We start from the raw sequence: 23,962 nt of genomic DNA, 5'->3' as shown, positions 1-23,962 counted from the left end.
AGGAAACAGATGTTAGAAGGTATCGTTAGAGAGAGTATCGGTAGAAAAGCTGCTAAAGCTTTAAAAAGAGATGGTTATCTAATCGCAAACATCTACGGAAAAGGATTAGAAAACATCAATGCTGCTTTTAAAGTAAATGAATTTATTAAAGAAGTACGCAAAAAAACTACTTTAGCTTTTGATGTAAAAGTAGCAGATAAAGTATTAAATGTTGTAGTAGTTGATTATCAAAAAGATCCTGTAACTGCAGAATTAAAACACGTAGATTTAAAAGTAGCACAAAAAGGTGTTATTTCTAAATATATGGTTCCTGTAAAGATCGTAGGAACAGCTATGGGTCTTAAAAATAAAGGTGTTTTAATCCAATCAAAAAGAAGATTGAAAGTAAAATGTGCAGCTGAAAACTTACCAAATTATTTTGAATTAGATGTAACTAAACTTGATGTTGGTGATGCACTTTTAATCCGCGATGTAGTTGTACCTGAGGGTGTAACTATGGTTGATGCTGATAGAGTAGCTGTAGTTGGCGTAGAAAAAGCAAGATAAAATGACCTTAGTCGTAGGACTTGGTAATATAGGAGAACAATACGCCCAAACCCGTCACAATGTAGGGTTTATGCTAATTGACTTAATTTTGAAAGATTTGCAAACAGCAAAGCTTTCAAATGCCAAATTTAAAGGAGAGCTTTTTAAAGGCTCTTCTACTTTTTTTTTAAAACCTTCCACTTATATGAATTTATCAGGAGAAAGTGTAAAAGCTGTTAGTGAATATTATAAATGTGATAGAATCATTGTAATCCATGATGATATAGATTTAAATTTGGGTGCATTGAAATTTAAAATGGGTGGATCAAGCGGTGGACATAATGGGCTTAAAAGTATAGATAATCTTTGTGGCAATGCTTATGAGAGGGTACGCATAGGAGTAGGAAAAGAACAAGATGTAATTTCTCATGTTTTGGGAAAATTTAAACAAGAAGAACAAGAAAGTTTAACTAAGGTTTTAGAACATAGCAAAAAAGCTTTACTTGAGCTTTTAAATTCTGATATAGAAAAAATCGCTTCAAAATATTCTTTAAAAAGTTAAACGATGAGTATATTTTTTCGCTATATTTCATCTTTGTATTTAAAATCATTTTTTATTTTATTTTTTTCTTTGACTTTTTTCTTCGTAGCGATTGATTTTTTACTCAATTTCAATAGACTGCCAAAAAGTGCAAATTTAGAGCTTTTGTATATATTTTTCTTAACATGTTCAGCAGCTTCTTATATACTACCTTTAGCTATAGTCCTTGCTTTGGTTTTATGTATTTTTAATATGATACGCTCAAATGAATTTGTTAGCTTATATGCTTTGGGTTTAAGTAAAAATCAAGTGATTTTTTATCCTTTTTTATGGGCTATGTTTTTTTGTTGTGTTTATGTAGGACTTAATTTTAGTGCCTTTGCTTATGCAGATGAATATAAAAGTAATATTCTCAAGCGTGGTGTTGTAGATAGAGAGGGTGGGGAAGTTTTGATTAAATATAATGATAAATTTATTTATATACAAAAAACAAGTTCTCAAACCTTATATAATGTAAAAATCTTTGATGTAAAAAATTTAGACATTCAAAGCACAATCCATGCAAAAACTGCTAAATTTGATGGAGATTCTTGGAACTTAAATGACGCTAAAGCTACTAATGTACCACAAAATTTGATTGTTTCAAAAGAGGGTTTAAGCGTAGAAGAATTTAAAAATATCAAAGGCTTAGAAGATTTTTCTCCAAAAATCTTAGAAAGAATTTCTTTAGTAGAGAGCAATCCTTCTTATTCTATTTTAGACGCGCTAGAAAGTATGGCAATTTTTGCAAAACAAAATATTTCTACTAATACACTTAGAACAAGTTTATATTCTTTAGTTCTTACACCATTTTTTGCACCATTTTTAATGCTTATTGTGTATTATTATTTTCCTTTAACAGCAAGATTTTTTAATCTCGCACTTTTAGCTTTTGTGTTTTTTGTGTGCATACTTTTAGTTTGGGGTTTGTTGTTTTTATTAACAAGATTGAGTGAAAATGAAATTTTACTTCCAGAGCTTGGTATAATGCTACCAGTATTTATTTTAATAAGTATAGGAAGTTTTTATTATTTTAAACACAAATAACTACAAGTGAGGTTTTTATGGATTATTTAAAACTAGCAAAAGAATACAACACACCATTTTATATTTATGATTTTGATAAAATTAAAGAGCGTTTTACAATGTTAAAAGATGCTTTTAAGGCAAGAAAATCACAAATTTTTTATGCAGTCAAAGCAAATTCTAATTTAAGTGTTTTAAAGCTTTTAGCTTCTTTGGATAGTGGGTTTGATTGTGTTAGTGCGGGTGAGATTTATAGAGCTTTAAAAGCAGGGGCTAAAAATTATAAAATTATTTTTAGCGGGGTTGGAAAAAGTGCTGATGAATTAAAATATGCTTTAGAGCAAAACATACTTTATGTAAATTTAGAAAGTTATGAAGAAATGCTTCTTTTGGAGCAAATTGCTAAAGAAGGTCAAAAGATAGCTCGTATAAGCATAAGGGTAAATCCAAATGTAGATGCTAAAACACATCCTTATATTTCTACAGGTTTGCATGAAAATAAATTTGGTGTAGATATAGAAAGTGCTAAAAAAATGTATCTTTATGCTAAAAACTCACAATTTTTAGAGCCAGTTGGAGTGCATTTTCACATAGGTTCACAAATTCTTGATATAAGTAGTATCCATGAGGCCTCAGCGATTGTTGCAAAATTAGTAAAAGAACTTTTAGCTTTGAAAATTAATATTAAATTCTTTGATATAGGCGGGGGTTTAGGAGTTTGTTATAAAGATGAACAAGAGCCAAATTTATATGATTATGCTCAAGGAATTTTAGCAAGTTTGCAAGGTCTTGATGTGTGTATAGGTATGGAACCTGGCAGGTTTTTGGTAGCAAATGCAGGCGAGTTTGTTACTAAAGTTTTATATGAAAAATTTAATGATAAAAAGCGTTTTGTGATTATTGATGGGGCGATGAATGATTTATTGCGTCCAAGTTTATATAGTGCTTATCATGAAATCAAGCTTTTGAGTGAAAATAAAGAAGAAAGCCTTTGTGATATTGTTGGTGGGGTTTGTGAGAGTGGAGATTTTTTAGCTAAAGATAGAAAACTAGCTAAAACAAAAGCAGGAGATTTGATCATAGTTAAAAGCGCAGGTGCATATGGTTTTAGTATGAGTAGTAATTACAATACTCGCAATAGAGTATGTGAGCTAGCTTGTGAAAATGGCATAGTAAGAATGATTAGAAAAAGAGAAAGTTATGAGGATCAAATTGCTTTAGAGCTTGATTTTTTAAAGGATTAAAATGTTGTTTTTAGATGTGCAAGGAACTTTGATTTCAGATCATGATAAAAGTCCTATAAATGGTGCTTTAGAACTCATTAAATCTTTAAATAAAGAAAAAATTCCTTATGTGATTATTACTAATAACACCAAAAGATTAGATTTTTTAAATTATTTGCAAAATTTGGGTTTTGAAATTAATGAAAAGGTTTATATTGATCCTTTTTGTGTTTTAAAAGATTATTTAAAACCTTGTAAAATAGCAGCTTTTGGGGCAAAAGAATTTTTAGATTCACTTCAAGAGTTAGGTTATGAGCTTGATTATAAAAATCCAAAAGCATTTTTGCTAGCAAGTTATGATAATTTTAAATTTCAAGATTTTGCTAATATGATAGAGTATATTAAAGATGGCGTGCAAGCTATAGCAATGCATGAGGGTAGTATTTATAAGAAAAACTCAAGGCTTTATCCAGGCGTTGGAAGCATCATGTCTATGCTTAAAAATGCATGCGAGTTTGATTATAAAGTGATAGGAAAACCTAGTAAGGCTTTTTATGAAAGTGCTTTAAAATTATTAAAACAGCAAGATTGTAATGTGAGTTTTAAAAAGATTTTGATTATTAGTGATGATTTTAAAGGCGATTTGCTTGGTGCTTATGAGCTTGGTATGCAAACAGGCTTAGTTTTAAGTGGTAAAATTTCTAACACTCAAGGTCTTGATACAACTAAACTTAATTTTGTATATGATAGTATTAAGGATTACTACATATCGAGGTTTAAATGAAAGATATAGAAAAATTACGCAATAAAATCGATACTATCGATGATAAAATTTTGGCTTTGCTTAATGAAAGAATGCTTCATGTTAAAGATATAGGAGTTATTAAACAAAATTTAGGTGGGAGTATTTATAGACCTGAGCGTGAAAGAGCTATTATAAATAGACTTAAAAATTATAATCATGGTTTATTAGATCAAAATGCAATCGAAGCAATTTATCAAGAAATTTTTGCTGTATCAAGAAATTTAGAAATGCCTCAAAGCATAGCTTATTTAGGGCCTGAAGGAAGTTATACGCATCAAGTAGCAAGAACGCGTTTTGGTGCTATGAGTCGTTATACTCCACTTGCAAATATAGAAGATGTTTTTAAAGAATTAGCTCACAAAGAAGCAAAATATGGAGTAGTACCTATAGAAAATAATACAGCAGGTGCAGTGGGTGTGACGCTTGATTGTCTTGGAAAATATGAGGATGTAAAGATTTTTGCTGAAATTTATATGGACATTCATCATTCTTTTGTAAGTATGAGTGAAAATTTAAAAGATATTAAACGCATATATTCTCATCCACAAGGTTATAATCAATGTAGAAATTTTTTAGAAAGTCATGATTTAAGTGAAGTAGAATTTGTAGCAAGCAAATCCACAGCTCATGCGGCTTATTTAGCTTCGCAAGATGTTACTTCAGCTGCGATTTGCTCTAAAATTGCAGCAAAACTTTATAATGTACCTATATTATTTGAAACGATTGAGGATAATTTGGCAAATCGCACTAGGTTTTTGATTTTAAGTGATATAAAAATACCTCAAATGCCTCATTGTAAAACTTCTATCTTAGCACTTGCTGCACACAAACCAGGTGGGCTTAGCGATTTGTTATATGAGTTTAAAAAAGAGGGGATAAATTTAACAAAACTTGAATCGCGCCCTATAAAAACAAGAGAATTTGTGCATAGTTTTTATATAGATTTTGAAGGACATATTGATGATGAAAATGTCCAAAGAGTATTAAAAAAAGCTGAGCATATAAAATGGCTTGGATCATATTTATCAGGAGAAAGCAATGAAATTTAATCCTTTTTTAGAGGCTATTAAAACTTATGAAAGTGGCAAGGATATGGATTTAATTGCTAAAGAATATGGTTTAAAAGAAGTTATTAAACTAGCAAGTAATGAAAATCCTTATGGCACAAGTAAAAAAGCTAAAGAAGCCATCATAAATAATGCACATTTAGCTCATTTATATCCTGATGATACTATGAGTGAATTAAAACAAGCTCTAGCACAAAAATATGATATTTTAAAAGAAAATCTCATCATAGGTAGTGGGAGTGATCAAATCATAGAATATATAGTACATGCAAAACTTGATCATTCTAAGGCTTATTTGCAATGCGGGGTTAGTTTTGCTATGTATGAAATTTATGCAAAACAACTAGGAGTTAAGGTTTATAAAACTCCAAGCTTAACCCATGATTTAAATGAGTTATATGAGTTATATCAAAAGCATAAAAATGAAATTAAAGTAATCTTTTTATGCTTGCCAAATAATCCTTTGGGCGAGTGTTTAGACGCAAGTGAGGTTTTTGAGTTTTTAGAGAAAATTGATGAGGATTGTTTGGTAGCCATTGATGGAGCTTATAATGAATTTGCTTCATTTAAAGATAGCAAAAAACATATTAATCCTAAAGAATTAATCCATAAATTTCAAAATGCAGTATATCTAGGAACCTTTTCTAAGCTTTATGGTTTGGGCGGTATGAGAGTGGGTTATGGTATAGCTTGCAAGGAAATTATCAATGCATTTTATAAATTACGAGCACCTTTTAATGTGACTAATTTGAGTTTAAAAGCTGCTGTTGCTGCATTAGATGATGATGAGTTTGTGCAAAAAACCTTAGAAAATAATTTTTCACAAATGAAACTTTATGAAGATTTTGCTAAAAATTATAAAATTCGATACATTCCAAGCTATACAAATTTTATTACCTATTTTTTTGATGAAAAAAATAGCACAGATTTATCTGAAAAACTGCTTAAAAACGGTATAATAATAAGAAATTTACAAAGTTATGGTTTAAATGCTGTGCGTATAAGTATAGGTACAGAGTATGAAAATTCAAGGTTTTTTGAAGAGTTTTCTAAAAATTTTTAGTTTGTAGGAAATAAATGGATTATAAAACTATACTGCACCAAGTAGGTCAGCTTTATCAAAATTTAAGTTTAAGACAGCGTATTATTATTGCTGCTTCTATTGTTGTTGTAGTTGGATTTTTAGTATTTTTAACCCTTTTTAGAAGTGGCTCTACAGTAGCTAGCGAAGCTGGATATTCAGTATTATTTGAAAATGCTAATACTAGTGATTCAGCGATGATAGTAACTCAACTTGAAAAAAGTGGAGTTCCTTATATTTTGCGTAATGAAGGAACGATTTTGGTTCCTAATGAACAAGTATATAAACAGCGTTTAGCTATTGCTTCTGCAGGATTATTGCCAAAAGATAATAAAGTAGGCTTTGAGCTTTTTGATAAACAAGAATTTGGAGCCACAGAAGCTGAGCAAAAGGTAAAATACCAAAGAGCATTAGAAGGTGAGCTTGCTAGAACGATTGAAAGTTTAGAGCCTATTCATAGTGCTACGGTTCATATTGCTTTTGCTAAAGATACACTTTTTACCCAACAACAAGTTCCACCAACTGCTTCAGTAGCTTTGACTATAAAAGAAGGTTTAAAGCTTAATAAAAAGCAAATTATGGGGATTAAAAACCTAATCGCTTCTTCAGTAACAAAACTTACTCCAGAAAATGTAAAAATTATGGATCAAAAAGGTATTCCTTTAGATGATGAGGGTGCTTTTGAAAGTGATTTAATTGCTGCTCAAATTAAATATAAAAGAGATCAAGAATATGAATTAGAGCAAAAAATTGTTGCTTCTATTGCTCCATTTGCAGGTGGCTATGATAGGGTAGTAGCAAAGGTTAGTATTGATTATGATTTTTCTAAAGAAGAATCACAAAGTGAAGTATATGATCCAAATACCGTTGTGCGTAGTGAGCAAACCTTGGAAGAGCATAGAGAAGGCTATAAAGATAAAGAAATTCAAGGTGTGCCAGGTGCTGTTTCAAACATCGGTCCTGTGGAAGGTTTGGATGATAAAGGTGCGCGCGAGGTTTATACTAAAAATCAAACTACAACTAATAATGAAATTTCTAAAAAAATTACCAACACCACTAAGCAATTTGCAACCATTAAAAGAATTTCTGCAGCTGTTGTGGTAGATGGAAAGTATAAAGTAATTACTGATGATCAGGGAAATATTACTAATGAATATATTCCTTTGAGTGATAAAGAAATTAAAGCGATTGAAAATCTTACTAAAGGTGCCATAGGATTTAATCTTGCTAGAGGTGATGCGGTTGAAGTAAATAATTTGGAATTTCATAGAACAGCTAAAGTTGAAAATAAGGTTCAAACTTTTTATTCAAGATTTGTTGAGCCTTTTATTCCACCTGTTAAGTATGTATTTGCCGCGATTTTGCTTTTTATCTTTTACAAAAAAGTTATTGTGCCATTTTCTCAAAAAATGCTTGCAGATATTAGACTTGAAGAAGAGATGGAAGGCAAGGATGGGCAGATTATTGATGAGGCTGAAGATGCTATTGAAAAATTCAATGCTGCTCGTAGAAAAGTTGAAGAACAGCTTGGTTTTGGAGATAGTTTTGATGAGGATGCATTACAATATGATGTTTTACTTGAAAAATTAAGAGCAGTAGCTAATGAAAAAGGCGAAGAAGTGGCATTATTGTTGCAAAAACTTGTTGAAAATGAAGCTGAATTTGGTGAGAAGGATATCTAATGATAAAGCTTAGCGAAGAACAAAAAATGGTCTATGATGACCTTTCTATGCCAGAAAAGGTCGCCATATTTTTAATCCAACTTGGAGAAGATGTAACGACAGTTTTATTTTCTCATATGGATATTAATGTCATCACTGAAATTTCTCGCTATATTGCTTTAGCAAAAAATGTTGATAAGCCAGTTGCTACTGCAGTGCTTGAGGAATTTTATACTTTACTGCAATCAAATCAATACTTAAAAAGTGGTGGTTTGGAATATGCAAAAGAAATTTTATTTAGAACTTTTGGTCCTGAAATTGCCAATAAAATTTTGGAAAAACTTACCAAAAGTATGGAAAATAATCAAAATTTTGCTTATCTTTCACAAATTAAACCACAACAACTTGCAGACTTTATCATTAAAGAACACCCGCAAACTATAGCTTTGATTTTAGCTCATATGGATACTACTCAAGCTGCTGAAACTTTGGAATATTTTAGCGATGAATTAAGAGCTGAAGTTGTAATAAGAATGGCAAATCTTGGAGATATATCTCCTTCAATTATCAAAAGAGTATCTGCTGTGCTTGAAAGTAAGCTTGAAAGTCTTACTTCTTATAAAGTTGAAGTGGGTGGTCCAAGAGCAGTTGCTGAAGTGCTTAATCGCTTGGGTCAAAAAGCCTCTAAAACAACACTTTCTTATATTGAGCAAAGTGATGAAAAACTTGCTACAACCATTAAAGATTTAATGTTTACCTTTGATGATATTTCTCAACTTAGTACTAATGCGATTAGAGAAGTTTTAAAAGCTGCTGACAAGCGTGATTTGATGATAGGCTTAAAGGGCGCAAGCGAGGATTTAAAACAAAAATTTATGTCCAATATGTCTACGCGCGCTGCTGAAGCTTTTGTAGAAGAAATGGGCTTTTTGGGTGCTGTGCGTGTTAAAGATGTAGAAGAAGCACAAAGAAAAGTTGTAGAAGTGGTGCAAAAACTTGCAGAACAAGGTCTTATCCAAGTGGGTGAGGCTGATGAGATGATAGAGTAAGATTATGGCAAAATTAACCAATGTAATTTCACCTGAAAATATTTCTGCTCATGTAGTTGAGGGTTATCATTTTAAAGTTATGAGTGAAATGCCCTCTAGTGAAGAACAAAAACAAGAAGAAATTCAAACTATAAATCAAGTCTCTCCTGTCCAAAACACACAACAAGCAGTAGAAAATCAAACAATAGAAGCTACTCCACAAACCCCACAACCACAAATTCAACCTGATTTTGTAGAAGATTTACTTAAAAAAACTGATGAAATGTCAGGAAATATCATTAAGTTGCAAATGCAGATAGAAAGCCAAGAGGCTGAATTTAACAATCGTTTAAATACAGAATTAGAACATGCAAAGGAAAAATTTACTAAAGAAGGTTATGAACAAGCACAAAAGAATTTTGAAAGCGAATTAGAAGCCTTGAAGGAAAAATACTTAAAAAGCGTAGAAAAGCTTGAAAATACAGTGCAAAATTTAAATGAGTTTTTATCTAAAAATGAAAAAGAATTAGCCGATACGGCTGTAATTATTGCAAAAGAAGTGATTGCAAAAGAGCTCGAGGAAAATTCATCACTTATAGCATTAAATTTAGCAAAAGAACTTATGAGTGAACTTAAAAATGCTACTAAGATAGAATTAAAGTTAAGTCCTGATGATTTTGAATATGTAAAAACACACTTGCAAGAACAAAGCAATATTAAATTTAGTCTTGATGATGCGATTAATAAGGGAAGTATTTTAATATTAAGTGATGCGGGTAATATAGAGTCAAACCTTAACAATCGTTTGCAAAAAATCAAAAACATGGTTAATGAATGATAGATTTAAATAACTTAAATATTAAAAATATGCAAATTAAAGAACTGGAAAATTTAGCTAGTAATTTGCGTGAAGTTATCATAGATACAGTGAGTAAAAATGGTGGACATTTAAGTTCAAATTTAGGTGTAGTTGAGCTTAGCATAGGAATGCATTATGTTTTTGATGTGCGAAAAGATCCTTTTATTTTTGATGTTTCACACCAATCTTATCCACATAAGCTTTTAAGTGGTAAGATAGATAATTTTCATACTTTAAGACAATTTAATGGCTTGAGTGGATATACAAAGCCTGATGAGGGGGATTATTTTGTAGCAGGACATTCAAGCACTTCTATATCTTTAGCAGTTGGAGCTTGTAAGGCTATAAGATTAAAAAAAGAAGATCGCTTACCTGTTGTATTAATAGGTGATGGAGCGTTAAGTGCAGGTATGGCTTATGAAGCTTTAAACGAGCTTGGTGATAGAGAATATCCTTGTGTGATTATTTTAAATGATAATGAAATGAGTATTTCAAGGCCAATTGGAGCTATTTCAAAATACCTTTCTCAAGCAATGGCAACGCAGTTTTATCAAAAGTTTAAAAAACGCATAGAAAATCTTTTAGAGTATTTTCCTCAAGGCGCATCTTATATGGCAAAGCGTTTCGAAGAGGGTTTAAGACTTATTACACCTGGACTCTTATTTGAAGAATTAGGACTTGAATATATAGGACCTATTGATGGACATAATTTAAATGAAGTTATAAATGCGCTAAATCAAGCTAAAGCTATGAATAAACCTTGTGTAGTGCATGCGCAAACTATCAAAGGCAAAGGTTATACATTAGCTGAAGGTAAAAATGCTAAATGGCATGGAGTAGGTGCTTTTGATAGAAGTAGCGGAGAGAGTTTAAAGGCTAATATGAACAAAAAAAGTGCGACAGAAATTTTTTCAAATACACTTTTAATTTTAGCTCAAAAATATGAAAATATAGTAGGTGTAACTGCTGCTATGCCAAGTGGAACTGGAATAGATAAGCTAATGGAAAAATATCCTGAGCGTTTTTGGGATGTAGCAATTGCAGAACAACATGCAGTTACTTCTATGGCAGCTATGGCTAAAGAAGGTTTTAAGCCTTTTATAGCGATTTATAGCACTTTTATGCAAAGAGCTTATGATCAAGTTATCCATGATTGTGCTATTATGAATTTAAATGTAGTTATTGCTATGGATAGAGCTGGCGTAGTAGGAGAAGATGGGGAAACTCATCAAGGTGCTTTTGATGTTAGTTTTTTAAGTGCTATACCAAATATTACTTTAGCGGCTCCAAGAGATGAGGCTATGATGGAAAGAATTATGGAGTATGCTTATTTTCATCAAGGTGTTTTTGCTTTTCGTTATCCTAGAGGTAATTTTTTATTAGATGAAAATTTTAATCCATGTGAGATAAAACTTGCAAAAGCTCAAATTTTATCTAAAGTGCAAAGCGATAAAGTATTTTTAGGTTTTGGTCAGGGTGTGGCTAAGGCAAAACTAGCTTTAGATAAACTTGGTTTAGATTATGCAAGCTTAATAGATTTGATTTTTGCAAAACCTTTAGATGAAGAGCTTTTAAAAGAATTGGCAAAAGATACAAAAACTTGGTTTGTTTTTTCAGATAGTGCTAAGATAGGTGGAGTGGGAAGTTTGATTACAACTTTCTTGCAAAAAGAAAACCTTTATCATATAAAACTAGTAAGTTTTGAATTTGAAGATCAATTTATAACTCATGGTAAAACAAATGAAGTAGAAAAATTTCTAGAAATTGATGTTGAATCTTTGTGTAAAAAGATTAAAATTTATTAAAAGATAAAAAATATCCTTTAATATAATCATTTTTTTATAAAAAAAGCGTTATACTATATAAAAAATATCGGAGAATTAATAATGGAACTTATTCAATTGCTTAAAAATTGTGATTTAAAAGCTACTCCTCAAAGACTTTGTATTTTAAAAATTTTAAAACGCCATGAACATCCTAATATAGAATCTTTATATGAAAGCATTAAGGAAGAATATCCTTCTATCTCTTTAGCTACAGTGTATAAAAATTTAAATACTTTAAAAGAACAAGGTTTGGTTGTAGAAATCAACACTCCAAATCAAAAAACTTGTTATGATATTTATGAATATCCTCATATACATGTAATTTGTAGCAAATGCAATCATATAGAAGATGTGTGTTATGAAGATAGTGGGATAAATAAATACCAAGAAGATCTTGAGAAAAAAATTGGCAATATTATTGATTATCTTGGCGTATTTGCTTATGTGAATGGTTGTAAAGCTTGTAAAAAATAAAATGGTTTGTGAAGTCCAAAGACGCTTTTTACTCAAAAATGATGACTTTATAAAAATTTTAAAAGAAGAAAAAATTATATATTCTAAGGATAAAATACGCGTTTTCTTTACGCGTATAAGTCCTTTTTGTGATGTTAAATATAAAAAATTTAATAAAAATTATTATCGATTTTCGTTTTATAAACTGCATGATATTTTAGATAAAAAAAATCATAAACTTTCTAAAAAAGAATTTAAACAGCAAAGTAAAAAACTTATAGGAAGTGTTATTAAGAAAACTAGAATTAGTTTTGAGATTAATAGTGCTCGATTTTTACTTTATAAGTTTAAAAATAATCTACAAGATTTGGTCATTTTGAAAGTTGTTTTTCCTACTTTTGAAAAAGCAAAGCAATTTAATTTACCTCACTTTTTTAAAAGCTATAAAGAGATTTCAGATGATGAAAATTTCTACAGCAAAAATTTAGCATTATATGGAGATTTTTCTAAAATTTTTGATAGTGCTAGATGTATTAAAATTTTAGATAAGCAAGAAGATATTAGCTTACATTTTCCAAATCAAATTCAAAGTTTTGAAGCGGGTAAAATCTTACTTTTTGTACTTTTAAAAAGATTAAAAAATGACAGATTGAATTTTTTACAAAAATTAAATTTTGAAAGTTTTGAGCAATTTTTTGTAAGTCTTAGGCAAATATGCATTTTCTTTGAGCTTTTTAGCACTCTTTTTGAAAAGAGTATTCAAAATAAACTTCAAGATTATATTTTGAATTTGGAAAAACAAATTTGTAATGATAAAATTTGTAAATTTGAATTAGAAAAATATATTTTTATTTTAAGTGATGAAAAAATCAATGATATTTTTCTTGATATGGATTTTATTTTAAAGAATGATTGTAGTTTTTATCAAGGAGAGAAAAATCAAATTTTAAAGTCTTTAGTGGCTTTTAAACTAAGAAAAGAATTAGTTTTTTTAAAGAAAAAAATTGTAAAATCTCAAACAAATCATGAAGAAGAATTAGAAAGAATAAAATTTTTATTATGCTATTTTGCAACTATGTTTGAAGAAAAAAGTATTGAAAAACTAAAAAATTATTTTGAACATAATCATTTAGAACAAATTTCATATGATGAAAATACAATAAAACAAATTGAAAAAAGCATTAAAAAATTAAAAATATATAGTTAGGAAAAACATGCAAAAACAAGAAAAAATAGTCAAAATGTTTGATGATATAGCACCAACTTATGATAAGGCTAATAGAATTTTAAGTTTTGGAAGTGATGTGAGTTGGAGAAAAAAAGCTTGTTTAGATGTTTTTAAATTTTCTAACAATGAACTTGATATTATCGATGTGGCTTGTGGTACAGGCGATATGATTATAGAATGGCAAAATCAAGCCTTAAGGACAAATAAAAATATCATTAGTATAAAAGGGGTTGATCCAAGTGCGGGCATGCTTGAAGTGGCTAAGAAAAAAATTCCTGATGCGACTTTTGTGCAAGCAAAAGCACAAGAACTTCCACTTGAAAGTGAAAGTGCAAATATCATAAGTATAAGTTATGGCATACGCAATGTGGTAGATAGGAAAGAAGCTATAAAAGAATTTGCAAGAGTGTTGAAAAAGGATGGGATTTTACTTGTGCTTGAATTTACTAAAAGAGAGCAGGGTGGTTTTATAGCTGCTTGTAGAGATTTTTACTTAAAAAATATTTTACCAAAAGTGGGTGGATTTATCAGTAAAAATTATAGTGCTTATGAGTATTTACCAAATTCGATAGAAGATTTTTTAAGCAAAGAAGAATTTATTAAAGAATTGAGTGAGTATTTTGAAATGCTAGAGTATAAAAGCTTTAGTTTTGGTGTTTGTTCTATGTTTATTGCAAGAAAAAAATGAAAGTTTCAGAACTTAATTTAAAAGCTAAAAGTTTATTAGAATTTCATCTTGATGATATAGAGCTTAGTGGAGAAATTTCTAAAATTACCATTCATAGTTCAGGACATTGGTATTTTGACTTAAAAGATGAAAAATCAAGTATAGCTTGTGTGATGTTTAAAGGTTTTAATCAGTTTGTCCAAGCTAAACCTAAAGTTGGCGATATGCTTGAACTTAGAGGTTATGTAAGTTTATATGAAGCAAGTGGCAGGTATCAATTTATCGCCAAAAGTATGCAAAAAACAAGTCTTGGAGATTTAGAAGCTAAATTTTTAGCTCTAAAAGAAAAGCTTGAAAAAGAAGGTTTGTTTGATACAAATGTTAAAAAAAGCATTATTAAATTTCCTAAAAAAATAGGCATAGTTACTTCTTTTACTTCAGCTGCTTTGCAAGATATGTTAAAGCTAATTTCACAAAAAGAATACAATCTTTGCAAAATAACTATTTTTAATGCCCTTACCCAAGGACAAAGTGCCCCAAATTCTTTAATAAATGCTTTAAAAAAAGCCAATGAGTATAATTTAGATGCGATTATTTTGGCAAGAGGTGGTGGAAGCAGAGAAGATTTGTTTTGTTTTAACGATGAAGAACTTGCAAGATGTATTTTTTCTTTAAAAACGCCTATTGTTTCTGCTATTGGACATGAGATTGATTATGTTATTAGTGATTTTGTAGCAGATTTAAGAGCACCAACTCCAAGTGCAGCTATTGATATGATTTTTCCAAATAAACTAAGCTTAGAACAAGGACTTGATGAGCTTGCTATGCGTTTTAAAAACCAAATGTTAAATCATCTTAAGTTTTATCAAAACAAAATCGATCACTTGCAAAATTTAGCCAAAGCTAAGTCTTTAGAAAATGCTTTTTTTCTTAGAAAACAAAAGCTTGATTTTTTACAAAGCCAACTAAAGAGTGTTTTAAATTTAAAATTATTAAATTATGAAAATAAGCTTGATAATTTTGAGGAACTTTTAACTCAGCATAAAAATTTCTTTGATAAAAGTAAAAATTTGATAAATTTACAAAAAGATGGCAAAAATATCTCTCTTGAAAAGCTAAAAAAAGGAGATATTATAAAGCTTTGCTCAATAAATGAGAGTAAAGAAGCTCAAATACTATAAAAAGGAGATAAAATGAGAGTGATGAATTTTAGTGCAGGTCCTTCAAACCTGCCTGATGAGGTTTTAAAAGAAGCTAGGGAACATTTGTTTGATTATCATGGTAAAGGCTTTTCTATTATGGAAGTTTCTCATCGTGGAAAGGTTTTTGAAGAAGTGCATTTTGAAGCTATCAAAATGGCAAAAGAACTTTATGGTGTAAATGATGATTATGAAGTGCTTTTAATGCAAGGTGGGGCTAGTTTGCAATTTGCTATGATACCTATGAATTTATATATGGGTGGAGTTTGTGAATTTGCTAATACGGGAGTTTGGACTAAAAAGGCTATTAAAGAAGCTGAAATTTTAGGAGTAAATACAAAAATAGTAGCAAGCTCTCAAGAAAGTGAGTTTGATCATATCCCACAATTTGAATTTAGCGATAATGCAGATTATGCTTATATATGCTCTAATAATACCATTTATGGAACTCAATATAAAAGCTATCCAAAGACTAAAAGTCCTTTGATAATTGATGCTTCTAGTGATTTTTTCTCTAAAAAGATAGATTTTTCTAATATTGCTATGCTTTTTGGTGGGGTGCAAAAAAATGCAGGAATTTCAGGGCTTGCTTGTGCTTTTGTGCGTAAAGATATGATAGAGCGTAGTAAAAACAAAAATATACCTAGTATGTTAAAATATAGCGTTTATGCTGAAAATAATTCTTTATTTAATACTCCAGCAACCTTTGCTATATATATGTTTAATCTTGAAATGAAATGGCTTTTAAATCAAGGTGGATTAGACAAAATCAATGAGCAAAATATACAAAAAGCCAAAATTTTATACGATGTGATTGATGAGAGTAATGGTTTTTATAAAGGTCATGCCAAAAAAGAGGATAGATCATTAATGAATGTTAGTTTTAATATAGCTTATGATAAAAACTTAGAGCCAGTTTTTGTAAAAGAAGCTGAAGAAAATGGTATGATAGGTCTTAAAGGACATAAAATTTTAGGTGGAATTCGTGCTAGTATTTATAATTCTATCAGCATTGAAAAGGTTCAAAAGTTAAGTGAATTTATGAAAGCTTTTGCAAAAAAACATGCTTGATTTTTGGTGATTTTCACCAAAAATCATTTGTATAGTAAAAACTTTACTCTTTAATATTTATCAGCATTTTCCTAAACCACTATTGTATTTTTTTTCAAGAAAATCTTTGAAAAATTCTTTTCTACTTTTACAAGGTGCTTTAGGATGTTTTTCTCTCATATGTTCAAGATATTTATCATAGCTTGCAACTCCAACTAAGGGATGAAAAAACCTTTCGGATTTTTCATACCATAATTTAAGTTTTTTTATCATGTTTTTTCCTTTTTTAATGCTATATAAGGGCTTTCTTTTAAAGGAATGTTTAATTTTTTGATAAAAATTCCAAAACAAGAAAGTATAACAAGCAAAGTGGTAATCATGAAAAACACACATAAAATTGCATTTATTAAATTGGAATTTTTAGCTTGAGATGCTAATTTTATATCTTTTTTGATTTGCTCGATTATTGCTTCATCTTGTGTTTGAGAAAGTTTTAAATTAAATTCTTGTATTTTTTGCGTATTTATTTGTACAGCAGCAACATGACTTATAGCATTATGGATTGGATCTCCTTCTTTGTAAGGAAGAATTTTTTGAATACCTCCATAAAGTGTTGCGATTAAAACAAAACAAGCAGGTATGAGAGTAATCCAAGTATATCTTGCTTTCCCCATTTTAAATAAAATCGCACTTGCTAAAAGCAATGCCATACCAGCAAGCATTTGATTACTCACTCCAAAAAGTGGCCATAATGAGTAAATTCCACCTTTTGGATCTATCGCTCCTTGATAGAGAAAATACCCCCATCCACCAACACTTAAAGCTGTTGCAAAAATTCCTGCTAAGGTATTATTGATATTTCCTAAAGGTTTATAAACATTACCCAATATATCTTGAGCCATAAATCTACAAGCTCTTGTCCCAGCATCAACTGCAGTTAAAATAAACAAGGCTTCAAATAAAATAGCAAAGTGATACCAAAAGCCCATTAAATTCACTCCACCAAATAATTCATGTAAAACTAAAGCAACACCTACAGCAAATGTTGGTGCCCCACCAGTTCTTGATAATATGCTTTGTTCACCTATATTTGTAGTTAAAGTAGTGATTTCTTCAGGAGTTATTTTAAAACCCCAGCTAGAAATAGCAGCAGCTGCATTTGCAACATCTACACCTATAGTAGCAGCAGGCGCATTGATGGCAAAGTAAAGACCAGGGTGTAAAATACAAGCACAAATTAAAGCCATGATAGCCACAGCACTTTCCATAAGCATAGAGCCATATCCAACAGCTAATGCATGAGTTTCATTTTCAAGCATTTTAGGAGTTGTGCCACTTGAAATTAATGCATGAAAACCACTAATAGCTCCGCATGCAATGGTAATAAATAAAAATGGAAAAATTGCTCCAGCAAATACAGGCCCACTTCCATCTAAATATTGAGAATTAATTTTTGGCATTTGAAGATCAGGTGCTACAAATACAATAGCTAAAGCCATAACCACAATAACACCGATTTTTAAAAAAGTTGATAAATAATCTCTTGGAGCAAGTAAAAACCAAACAGGTAAAATTGCAGCTATAAAACCATAAGCCATCATAATAAGTGCTAAAGTTGGTGCATCAAAGGTAAATATTTTCGCCCAATAAGGATCAGCAGCTATTTCACTTCCATAATGTATGGCTAATATGAGCAATATAAAACCTATAATAGAAGCTTCACCAACCCTACCAGGTCTTAAAAATCTCATATAAATTCCCATAAAAACAGCAATAGGAATGGTCATTGCGATGGTAAATAATCCCCATGGAGATTCTGCTAAAGCTTTTACAACAACCATAGCTAAAATCGCAATAATTATAAGCATAATTCCAAATATAGCAATCATTGCTATTGCGCCGATAAATTGTCCTAATTCATCTTTTATCATCTCTCCTAAAGATTTTCCATTACGACGCGTAGATATAAATAAAACTACAAAATCATGTACCGCACCTGCTAAAACACCGCCTATTAATATCCAAAGCATAGAGGGTAAATAACCCATTTGTGCAGCAAGTATAGGACCTACCAAAGGACCAGCTCCTGCGATAGCGGCAAAATGATGTCCAAAAAGCACAATTTTATTTGTAGGGACAAAATCACATCCGTCATTTTTAACTACAGCAGGAGTTGCTCTGTTTTTATCTAGCTCTAGCACCTTATAGGCAATATATCTACCATAAAATCTATACCCTATGATATAAATACATAAAGCAGCAATAACAAGATAAATCGCTGAAATACTTTCGCCATTTTGGAGTGCTAATATGCCAAAACAAACAGCACCGACAATGGCAACAAAAAACCATAATATTTTGTTAGTAATATTCATTTAATTCCTTTGCTTTAGTGAATTTATTTAGTGTATCGTAGAATTATATTTTATTGCTATATAGGATAAATAAAAAATTAATATATTACAAAATGTAACATATTTCTTAGTCAATTAAAAATTAATTTTATTGACTAAGAATTTGAAATTATTTAGATTTAAAACTTAGTGTCGCTGTCAATTGTAAAGTATCGCCATATCTGTCTAGATTGTATGGTAGTTTGATGTTTGCAGCTATTATTTGTAAACCATCTTTTGGTTTTGTGAGTGTGATTGTTGCTATACCTTTTTCATTTGTTGCTATGTTGTCGATATCATCATTTTGATCTTCAAATTCAACTCCTTTTACGGGTCTTCCATCTAGTAAAACTTGGAGTTTTAATTTATCTCCTTCATGTAGTGTTAAAGGATTTTGTAAAGGAACTATTTCAAATTTTAATCCTAATGGTTTTTTTGAACCTTCATCCCAAGAAAAAATACTTTTTCCCATTTTGAAAATTTTTCTTGTTTGAGTGACTTCATTTGCACCAGTAATATCTGTAATATCAGATCTTTTTTGTGCATAATGTTTTCCATCTTTTGTAAATGTGTAATATCCAAAATCATAATTAACACTTGCAACAGCAGGTTTTCCCTCAATAAATATTTTGTTATTTTCGTAGTCATAGCCAGCTTTTAAATTTTTTCCTTGAGAATCTTTTGCACTTATACCAAAAACCCTATCAGGTTGATATTGTCCCCAGTGATCATCAGCCCAAAAACCTACTTCATATCCATTGCTAGTTTGCATAGGAAAGAATTGATGAGCTAAAGCAGAACTTGCTATAAAAAAACTCAAAAACACCATTTTTGAAAATTTCATTTTTTCTCCTTTAAAATAATTTTGATAATCATTATATATATTTTTATTTATATGAAACTTAAGAATGTATTTTAATTTTTCCTTTATAAAAAAGAAAAATATTTTAATTTTTCTTATGTTAAAATCATAAATTTATTTTTAAATATTTAGGAAAAGTTATGAATGATACTATTAATATAATTGGTGCTAAAGAGAATAATCTTAAAAATATCAACCTAGAAATTCCTAAAAATAAGCTTATAGTTTTTACAGGACTTAGTGGAAGTGGTAAATCCACTTTAGCTTTTGGTACGCTTTATGCAGAAGGACAACGCCGCTATATTGAGAGTTTAAGTGCTTATGCAAGGCAGTTTTTAGATAAAGTGGGTAAGCCAAATGTTGATAAAATAGAAGGTTTAACTCCTGCTATTGCTATTGATCAAAAAACAACTTCTAAAAATCCTCGATCAACTGTTGGGACTATTACTGAAATTTATGATTATTTAAGACTTTTATATGCAAGGATTGGCTCACAACATTGTCATCAATGTGGCCAAAAAATCTCATCTATGAGTGCAGCAGATATCGTAGGTGAAATTTTAAAGCTTCCAAAAGGGGCAAAAATCATCATTTATGCTCCTTTGATCAAAGAAAAAAAGGGAACTTTTGCAGATCTTTTGGAAAATTTAGTCGCAAAAGGCTATGTTAGAGCACAAATTGATGGGGTTTTAACGCGTCTTGATGAGGATATTGAGCTTGCTAAAACTAAAAAACATACAATAAAGCTTGTGATAGATAGACTCCAAGTGCAAGATGATATGTTGGCAAGACTTGCAAGCGATATAGAAAAAGGTCTTAGTGAGAGCTTTGGTGAAGTGGAAATTGAAGTTTTAAATAATGAAGAATTAAACATAGCAAAACATTTTCATTATAGTGAGCATAATGCTTGTTTTGATTGTAAAATTTCCTTTCCTTTGCTTGAGCCTTTGAGTTTTTCTTTTAATTCTCCAAAAGGTGCTTGTCCAAGTTGTGATGGTCTTGGTATAAGATACACACTTGATATGAAAAAACTTATCAATGAAGAATTAAGCTTAGAAGCAGGAGCTGTAAAGCTATTATATGGGTTTAATAAAAGTTATTATTATAAGTTTTTAATGGCCTTTTGTGAGCAAAATGATATCAGGGTAAAAATTCCATATAATGAGTTAAGTGAAGAAGAAAAGCGTCTGGTGCTTTATGGTAATGCCAAGGAAATTAACTTTTTATGGAAAAGACATCGCTTAAATCGCAAATTTGAAGGTGCAGTTAAATATGCTTATGAAATGCTAAAAGATGAAAAAGATTTAAGCGAGTATATGAGCGAAAAAACTTGCAAAGATTGCAATGGTCATCGTTTAAGAGCTGAGAGTTTAGCTGTAAAAGTAGCTGAGAAAAATTTGGGTGAAATTTTAGATATGAGCATAGAAAATACCACTGCATTTTTTTCAAAAGAAGCTAATTTTGCGTATTTAAGTGAGCAAGAAAGATTGATAGCTAAACCTATTTTTAAAGAAATTAATGAAAGATTATTTTTTCTTTATGATGTAGGACTTGGGTATTTATCTTTAGGGCGTGATGCAAGAACCATTAGCGGAGGTGAGGCTCAAAGAATTCGTATAGCATCTCAAATTGGTAGTGGTTTAAGTGGAGTGATGTATGTTTTAGATGAGCCTAGCATTGGTTTGCATGAGCGAGATACAGCAAAACTCATTAAAACTTTAAGAAATCTTCAGCAAAAGGGTAATACTTTAATCGTGGTTGAGCATGATAAAATGACAATAGAAGAAGCAGATTTTATCGTAGATATTGGTCCAAATGCTGGTAAATTTGGTGGTGAAGTTGTATTTAGTGGAACTTATAAAGAATTATTAAAAAGCAAAAGTCAAACCGCCCTTTATATGAGTGGTAAAAAGCAAATTGCTCATCAAAAAAATAGAGAACAAAAAGATTTTATTAGTTTAAAAGATGTGAGTATTAATAATATTCAAAATTTGAGTGTAGATTTTCCATTGCATAATTTAGTAGCAATTACAGGTGTTTCAGGAAGCGGTAAAAGCTCACTAATCTTGCAAACTTTGCTTCCATTTGCAAAAGAAGAGCTTAACCGTGCTAAAAAAGTTAAAAAACTAAGTGGGGTTAAGATAGAAGGTTTAGAAAAACTTGATAAGGTGATTTATCTTGACCAAAGTCCTATAGGAAGGACTCCTCGTTCAAATCCTGCTACTTACACAGGTGCTATGGATGAAATTCGTAATCTTTTTGCAGCTACTAAAGAAGCTAAAATGCGAGGTTATAAAGCAGGGCGTTTTTCTTTTAATGTTAAAGGTGGAAGATGTGAAAAGTGTAGCGGCGATGGTGAAATTAAAATAGAAATGCACTTTTTGCCTGATGTGATGGTAACTTGTGATGTTTGTAATGGCAAAAGATATAATGATGCAACTTTAGAGATCAAATATAAAGGTAAAAGCATAGCTGATGTTTTAAATATGAGTATTATTGAAGCAAGTGAGTTTTTTACTTCTGTGCCAAAGATAAAACAAAAGCTTGATACTTTGGTAAAAGTTGGGCTTGATTATCTTACCTTAGGACAAAATGCAACTACTTTAAGTGGTGGGGAGGCTCAGCGTATTAAGTTAGCTAAAGAATTAAGTAGAAGCGATACAGGAAAAACTCTTTATATTTTAGATGAACCTACAACAGGACTTCATTTTGAAGATGTTAATAAACTTATTGTAGTTTTGCAACATTTAGTTGATCTTGGAAATAGTGTGTTTGTGATAGAGCATAATTTAGATGTGATTAAAAATGCTGATTATATCATCGATATGGGACCTGAAGGTGGAGTTAAAGGTGGTAAGGTTATAGCTAAAGGTAGCGTTGAAGAGCTTGCTAAAAATCATAAAAAAAGTGGTTCTTATACAGGGTATTATCTAAATTTAGAGCTAAAAAGCATAAAAAAATAAATTGGTTGAAGTTATTCTTCAACCATAAATTTCACCTTTTTTATATTCATAAATACTTTGCATATCTTTATCGCCTCTTCCTGAAAGATTTACAACTATCACACTTTTTTTCTTTAAAATCGGACAAAGTTTTTCTAAATAAGCTAATGCATGTGAGCTTTCAATAGCGGGTATAATACCTTCTTCTTTACATAATAATTTTAAAGCATTAATACACTCATCATCACTAATAGCATGATAACTTGCTCTTTTACTTTCTTGCAAATATGCGTGCAAAGGCCCTATGCCAGGGTAATCAAGCCCAGCAGAAATACTAAAAGTATGAGCAATATTGCCTTTATCATCTTGTAAAACTTTAGTTTTCATACCATGGATAATACCTTCTTTGCCTTTAGTAAGTGTGGCTGCATGATAAGGTGTATCTTTTCCTAAACCTGCTGCTTCAACACCTATGAGCTTAACTTTTTCATCTTTTAAAAATGCATGAAAAATTCCAGCAGCATTGCTACCACCTCCAGCTGCTGCTATGATGTAATCAACTTTTTTATTTAATTTTCTAAGTTGCATTTTGCATTCTTTACCTATAATACTTTGAAAATGCGTAACAATTTGTGGATAAGGATAAGGTCCCACTGCACTTCCTACTACATAAAATACTTCTTTGGTATTTTTAACCCAAAACTTTAAAGCCTCATCTACCGCATCACTTAAAGTTTTACTTCCACTTTCTACTGCGTGAACTTTTGCTCCTAAAAGCTCCATTTTATAGACATTTAAGGCTTGCCTTTTTACATCAATAGCTCCCATAAATATCTCACATTCAAGCCCCAAAAGTGCTGCTGCAGTAGCTGTTGCAAGCCCGTGTTGTCCTGCTCCGGTTTCTGCAATAATTTTTTTCTTATTCATTTTCTTTGCCATTAAGGCTTGAGCTATGGCATTGTTGATCTTATGAGCTCCTGTGTGAGTTAAGTCTTCTCTTTTTAAATAAATTTCATGATTATAAAGCTTGCTTAAATTTTTAGCATGGTATAAAGGTGTAGGTCTTCCCACATAATTAGCTAAGAGTTCTTTTAATTCTGTGTTAAAATCTTTATCTTTTTTGAGTTTTAAAAAAGCTTTTTCTACTTCATCTAATGCTATTTTTGCTTCATTTGGCACAAATTGCCCACCAAATTTTCCATAATATTTTTTCATAGTGTTTCCTTAAAATGATTAATAATTTAAAATCAAAAAATGATTAACTAAAACTAAAAATGTAAAATAAAAAATGATTGAAAATGTAGTAGCAGGCTTAACGCCAAGAAAAAGAAGCTTTGTTAAATGAGTATTCTAAATTTAGTTTAGAAAATTTTTTCCTTTCCATAGTTTTTCCTTTTAAAAAATTGCCAAATGACTTTACATTCTAAGATAATTATTATTAAAAATTCTTTAAAATGATAGTTTATAAAATAAATACTAAGAAAATT

General features: G+C 30.4%; 21 protein-coding genes. 17 read left to right on the top strand and 4 right to left on the bottom strand.

What is annotated here, in order from left to right:
- Window positions 1–9: 9 nt before the first annotated feature.
- From L8T82_RS02845 to serC, 16 genes are all read left to right on the top strand, one after another.
- Window positions 10–546: a 50S ribosomal protein L25/general stress protein Ctc gene (locus L8T82_RS02845; RefSeq protein WP_133319540.1), complete on the top strand. Its 537-nt coding sequence runs from the start codon at window positions 10–12 to the stop codon at window positions 544–546.
- Window position 547: 1 nt separating this feature from the next.
- Entirely contained in the window at window positions 548–1,087 is a 540-nt protein-coding gene (gene pth / locus L8T82_RS02840) for an aminoacyl-tRNA hydrolase (protein WP_263725829.1), read from the top strand.
- A 3-nt stretch (window positions 1,088–1,090) separates the two neighbouring features.
- Window positions 1,091–2,152 (top strand): LptF/LptG family permease, encoded by a 1,062-nt coding sequence (locus L8T82_RS02835; RefSeq protein ID WP_263659768.1) that lies wholly within the window; start codon window positions 1,091–1,093, stop codon window positions 2,150–2,152.
- Window positions 2,153–2,169: 17 nt separating this feature from the next.
- Window positions 2,170–3,375, top strand: coding sequence for a diaminopimelate decarboxylase (gene lysA / locus L8T82_RS02830; RefSeq protein ID WP_263664588.1), 1,206 nt, complete (start codon window positions 2,170–2,172; stop codon window positions 3,373–3,375).
- 1 nt (window position 3,376) lies between these two features.
- Window positions 3,377–4,138 carry an HAD-IIA family hydrolase gene (locus tag L8T82_RS02825; RefSeq protein WP_263664589.1) on the top strand — a complete coding sequence of 254 codons (762 nt, stop codon included), beginning with the start codon at window positions 3,377–3,379 and terminating at the stop codon, window positions 4,136–4,138.
- Window positions 4,135–5,208 carry a prephenate dehydratase gene (gene pheA, locus L8T82_RS02820; protein WP_263659771.1) on the top strand — a complete coding sequence of 358 codons (1,074 nt, stop codon included), beginning with the start codon at window positions 4,135–4,137 and terminating at the stop codon, window positions 5,206–5,208. The genes L8T82_RS02825 and pheA overlap by 4 nt, the downstream gene beginning before the upstream one ends.
- On the top strand, window positions 5,198–6,289 hold the full coding sequence (gene hisC, locus L8T82_RS02815; RefSeq protein ID WP_263659772.1) for a histidinol-phosphate transaminase: 1,092 nt from the start codon (window positions 5,198–5,200) through the stop codon (window positions 6,287–6,289). The genes pheA and hisC overlap by 11 nt, the downstream gene beginning before the upstream one ends.
- Window positions 6,290–6,303: 14 nt before the next feature.
- Window positions 6,304–7,989, top strand: a complete 1,686-nt coding sequence (gene fliF / locus L8T82_RS02810; protein ID WP_133319547.1) for a flagellar basal-body MS-ring/collar protein FliF — start codon at window positions 6,304–6,306, stop codon at window positions 7,987–7,989.
- Window positions 7,989–9,017 carry a flagellar motor switch protein FliG gene (fliG, locus tag L8T82_RS02805; protein WP_039619192.1) on the top strand — a complete coding sequence of 343 codons (1,029 nt, stop codon included), beginning with the start codon at window positions 7,989–7,991 and terminating at the stop codon, window positions 9,015–9,017. Before fliF ends, fliG begins: the two co-directional genes overlap by 1 nt.
- Before the next feature lie 4 nt (window positions 9,018–9,021).
- Complete coding sequence (gene fliH, locus L8T82_RS02800; RefSeq protein WP_263709235.1) at window positions 9,022–9,834, top strand: flagellar assembly protein FliH; 813 nt, start codon at window positions 9,022–9,024, stop codon at window positions 9,832–9,834.
- Complete coding sequence (gene dxs / locus L8T82_RS02795; protein WP_263725828.1) at window positions 9,831–11,660, top strand: 1-deoxy-D-xylulose-5-phosphate synthase; 1,830 nt, start codon at window positions 9,831–9,833, stop codon at window positions 11,658–11,660. Before fliH ends, dxs begins: the two co-directional genes overlap by 4 nt.
- An 81-nt stretch (window positions 11,661–11,741) precedes the next feature.
- Window positions 11,742–12,155: a peroxide-responsive transcriptional repressor PerR gene (gene perR, locus L8T82_RS02790; protein ID WP_133319550.1), complete on the top strand. Its 414-nt coding sequence runs from the start codon at window positions 11,742–11,744 to the stop codon at window positions 12,153–12,155.
- Window position 12,156: 1 nt separating this feature from the next.
- Window positions 12,157–13,341 carry a hypothetical protein gene (locus L8T82_RS02785; protein WP_263725826.1) on the top strand — a complete coding sequence of 395 codons (1,185 nt, stop codon included), beginning with the start codon at window positions 12,157–12,159 and terminating at the stop codon, window positions 13,339–13,341.
- Window positions 13,342–13,348: 7 nt separating this feature from the next.
- Window positions 13,349–14,050, top strand: coding sequence for a bifunctional demethylmenaquinone methyltransferase/2-methoxy-6-polyprenyl-1,4-benzoquinol methylase UbiE (gene ubiE, locus L8T82_RS02780; RefSeq protein ID WP_133319552.1), 702 nt, complete (start codon window positions 13,349–13,351; stop codon window positions 14,048–14,050).
- Window positions 14,047–15,210: an exodeoxyribonuclease VII large subunit gene (xseA, locus tag L8T82_RS02775; RefSeq protein ID WP_263725825.1), complete on the top strand. Its 1,164-nt coding sequence runs from the start codon at window positions 14,047–14,049 to the stop codon at window positions 15,208–15,210. Before ubiE ends, xseA begins: the two co-directional genes overlap by 4 nt.
- 12 nt (window positions 15,211–15,222) lie before the next feature.
- Window positions 15,223–16,299 carry a phosphoserine transaminase gene (gene serC, locus L8T82_RS02770; protein ID WP_263666625.1) on the top strand — a complete coding sequence of 359 codons (1,077 nt, stop codon included), beginning with the start codon at window positions 15,223–15,225 and terminating at the stop codon, window positions 16,297–16,299.
- Between the two features lie 60 nt (window positions 16,300–16,359).
- On the opposite strand, the gene kcuS is transcribed toward serC, so the two are convergent.
- From kcuS to L8T82_RS02755, 3 genes are all read right to left on the bottom strand, one after another.
- Window positions 16,360–16,551: a KCU-star family selenoprotein gene (gene kcuS, locus L8T82_RS02765; protein ID WP_133319555.1), complete on the bottom strand. Its 192-nt coding sequence runs from the start codon at window positions 16,549–16,551 to the stop codon at window positions 16,360–16,362.
- Window positions 16,548–18,653, bottom strand: a complete 2,106-nt coding sequence (locus L8T82_RS02760) for a carbon starvation CstA family protein (protein ID WP_263725824.1) — start codon at window positions 18,651–18,653, stop codon at window positions 16,548–16,550. Before L8T82_RS02760 ends, kcuS begins: the two co-directional genes overlap by 4 nt.
- Window positions 18,654–18,801: 148 nt before the next feature.
- Window positions 18,802–19,515: a DUF4198 domain-containing protein gene (locus tag L8T82_RS02755; RefSeq protein ID WP_263661470.1), complete on the bottom strand. Its 714-nt coding sequence runs from the start codon at window positions 19,513–19,515 to the stop codon at window positions 18,802–18,804.
- 158 nt (window positions 19,516–19,673) lie between these two features.
- On the opposite strand from L8T82_RS02755, the gene uvrA reads away from it, so the two are divergent.
- Window positions 19,674–22,496, top strand: coding sequence for an excinuclease ABC subunit UvrA (gene uvrA / locus L8T82_RS02750; RefSeq protein ID WP_263725823.1), 2,823 nt, complete (start codon window positions 19,674–19,676; stop codon window positions 22,494–22,496).
- 18 nt (window positions 22,497–22,514) lie between these two features.
- Here the strand turns inward: uvrA and trpB are convergent, their stop codons facing one another.
- Complete coding sequence (gene trpB / locus L8T82_RS02745; RefSeq protein WP_263725821.1) at window positions 22,515–23,690, bottom strand: tryptophan synthase subunit beta; 1,176 nt, start codon at window positions 23,688–23,690, stop codon at window positions 22,515–22,517.
- Window positions 23,691–23,962: the final 272 nt, after the last annotated feature.

Source organism: Campylobacter sp. IFREMER_LSEM_CL292, assembly GCF_025771615.1.
Lineage (GTDB): Bacteria > Campylobacterota > Campylobacteria > Campylobacterales > Campylobacteraceae > Campylobacter_D > Campylobacter_D lari_D.
The sequence above is the reverse complement of the archived record's forward strand: the minus strand, read 5'-3'. Positions and strand labels throughout refer to the sequence as shown.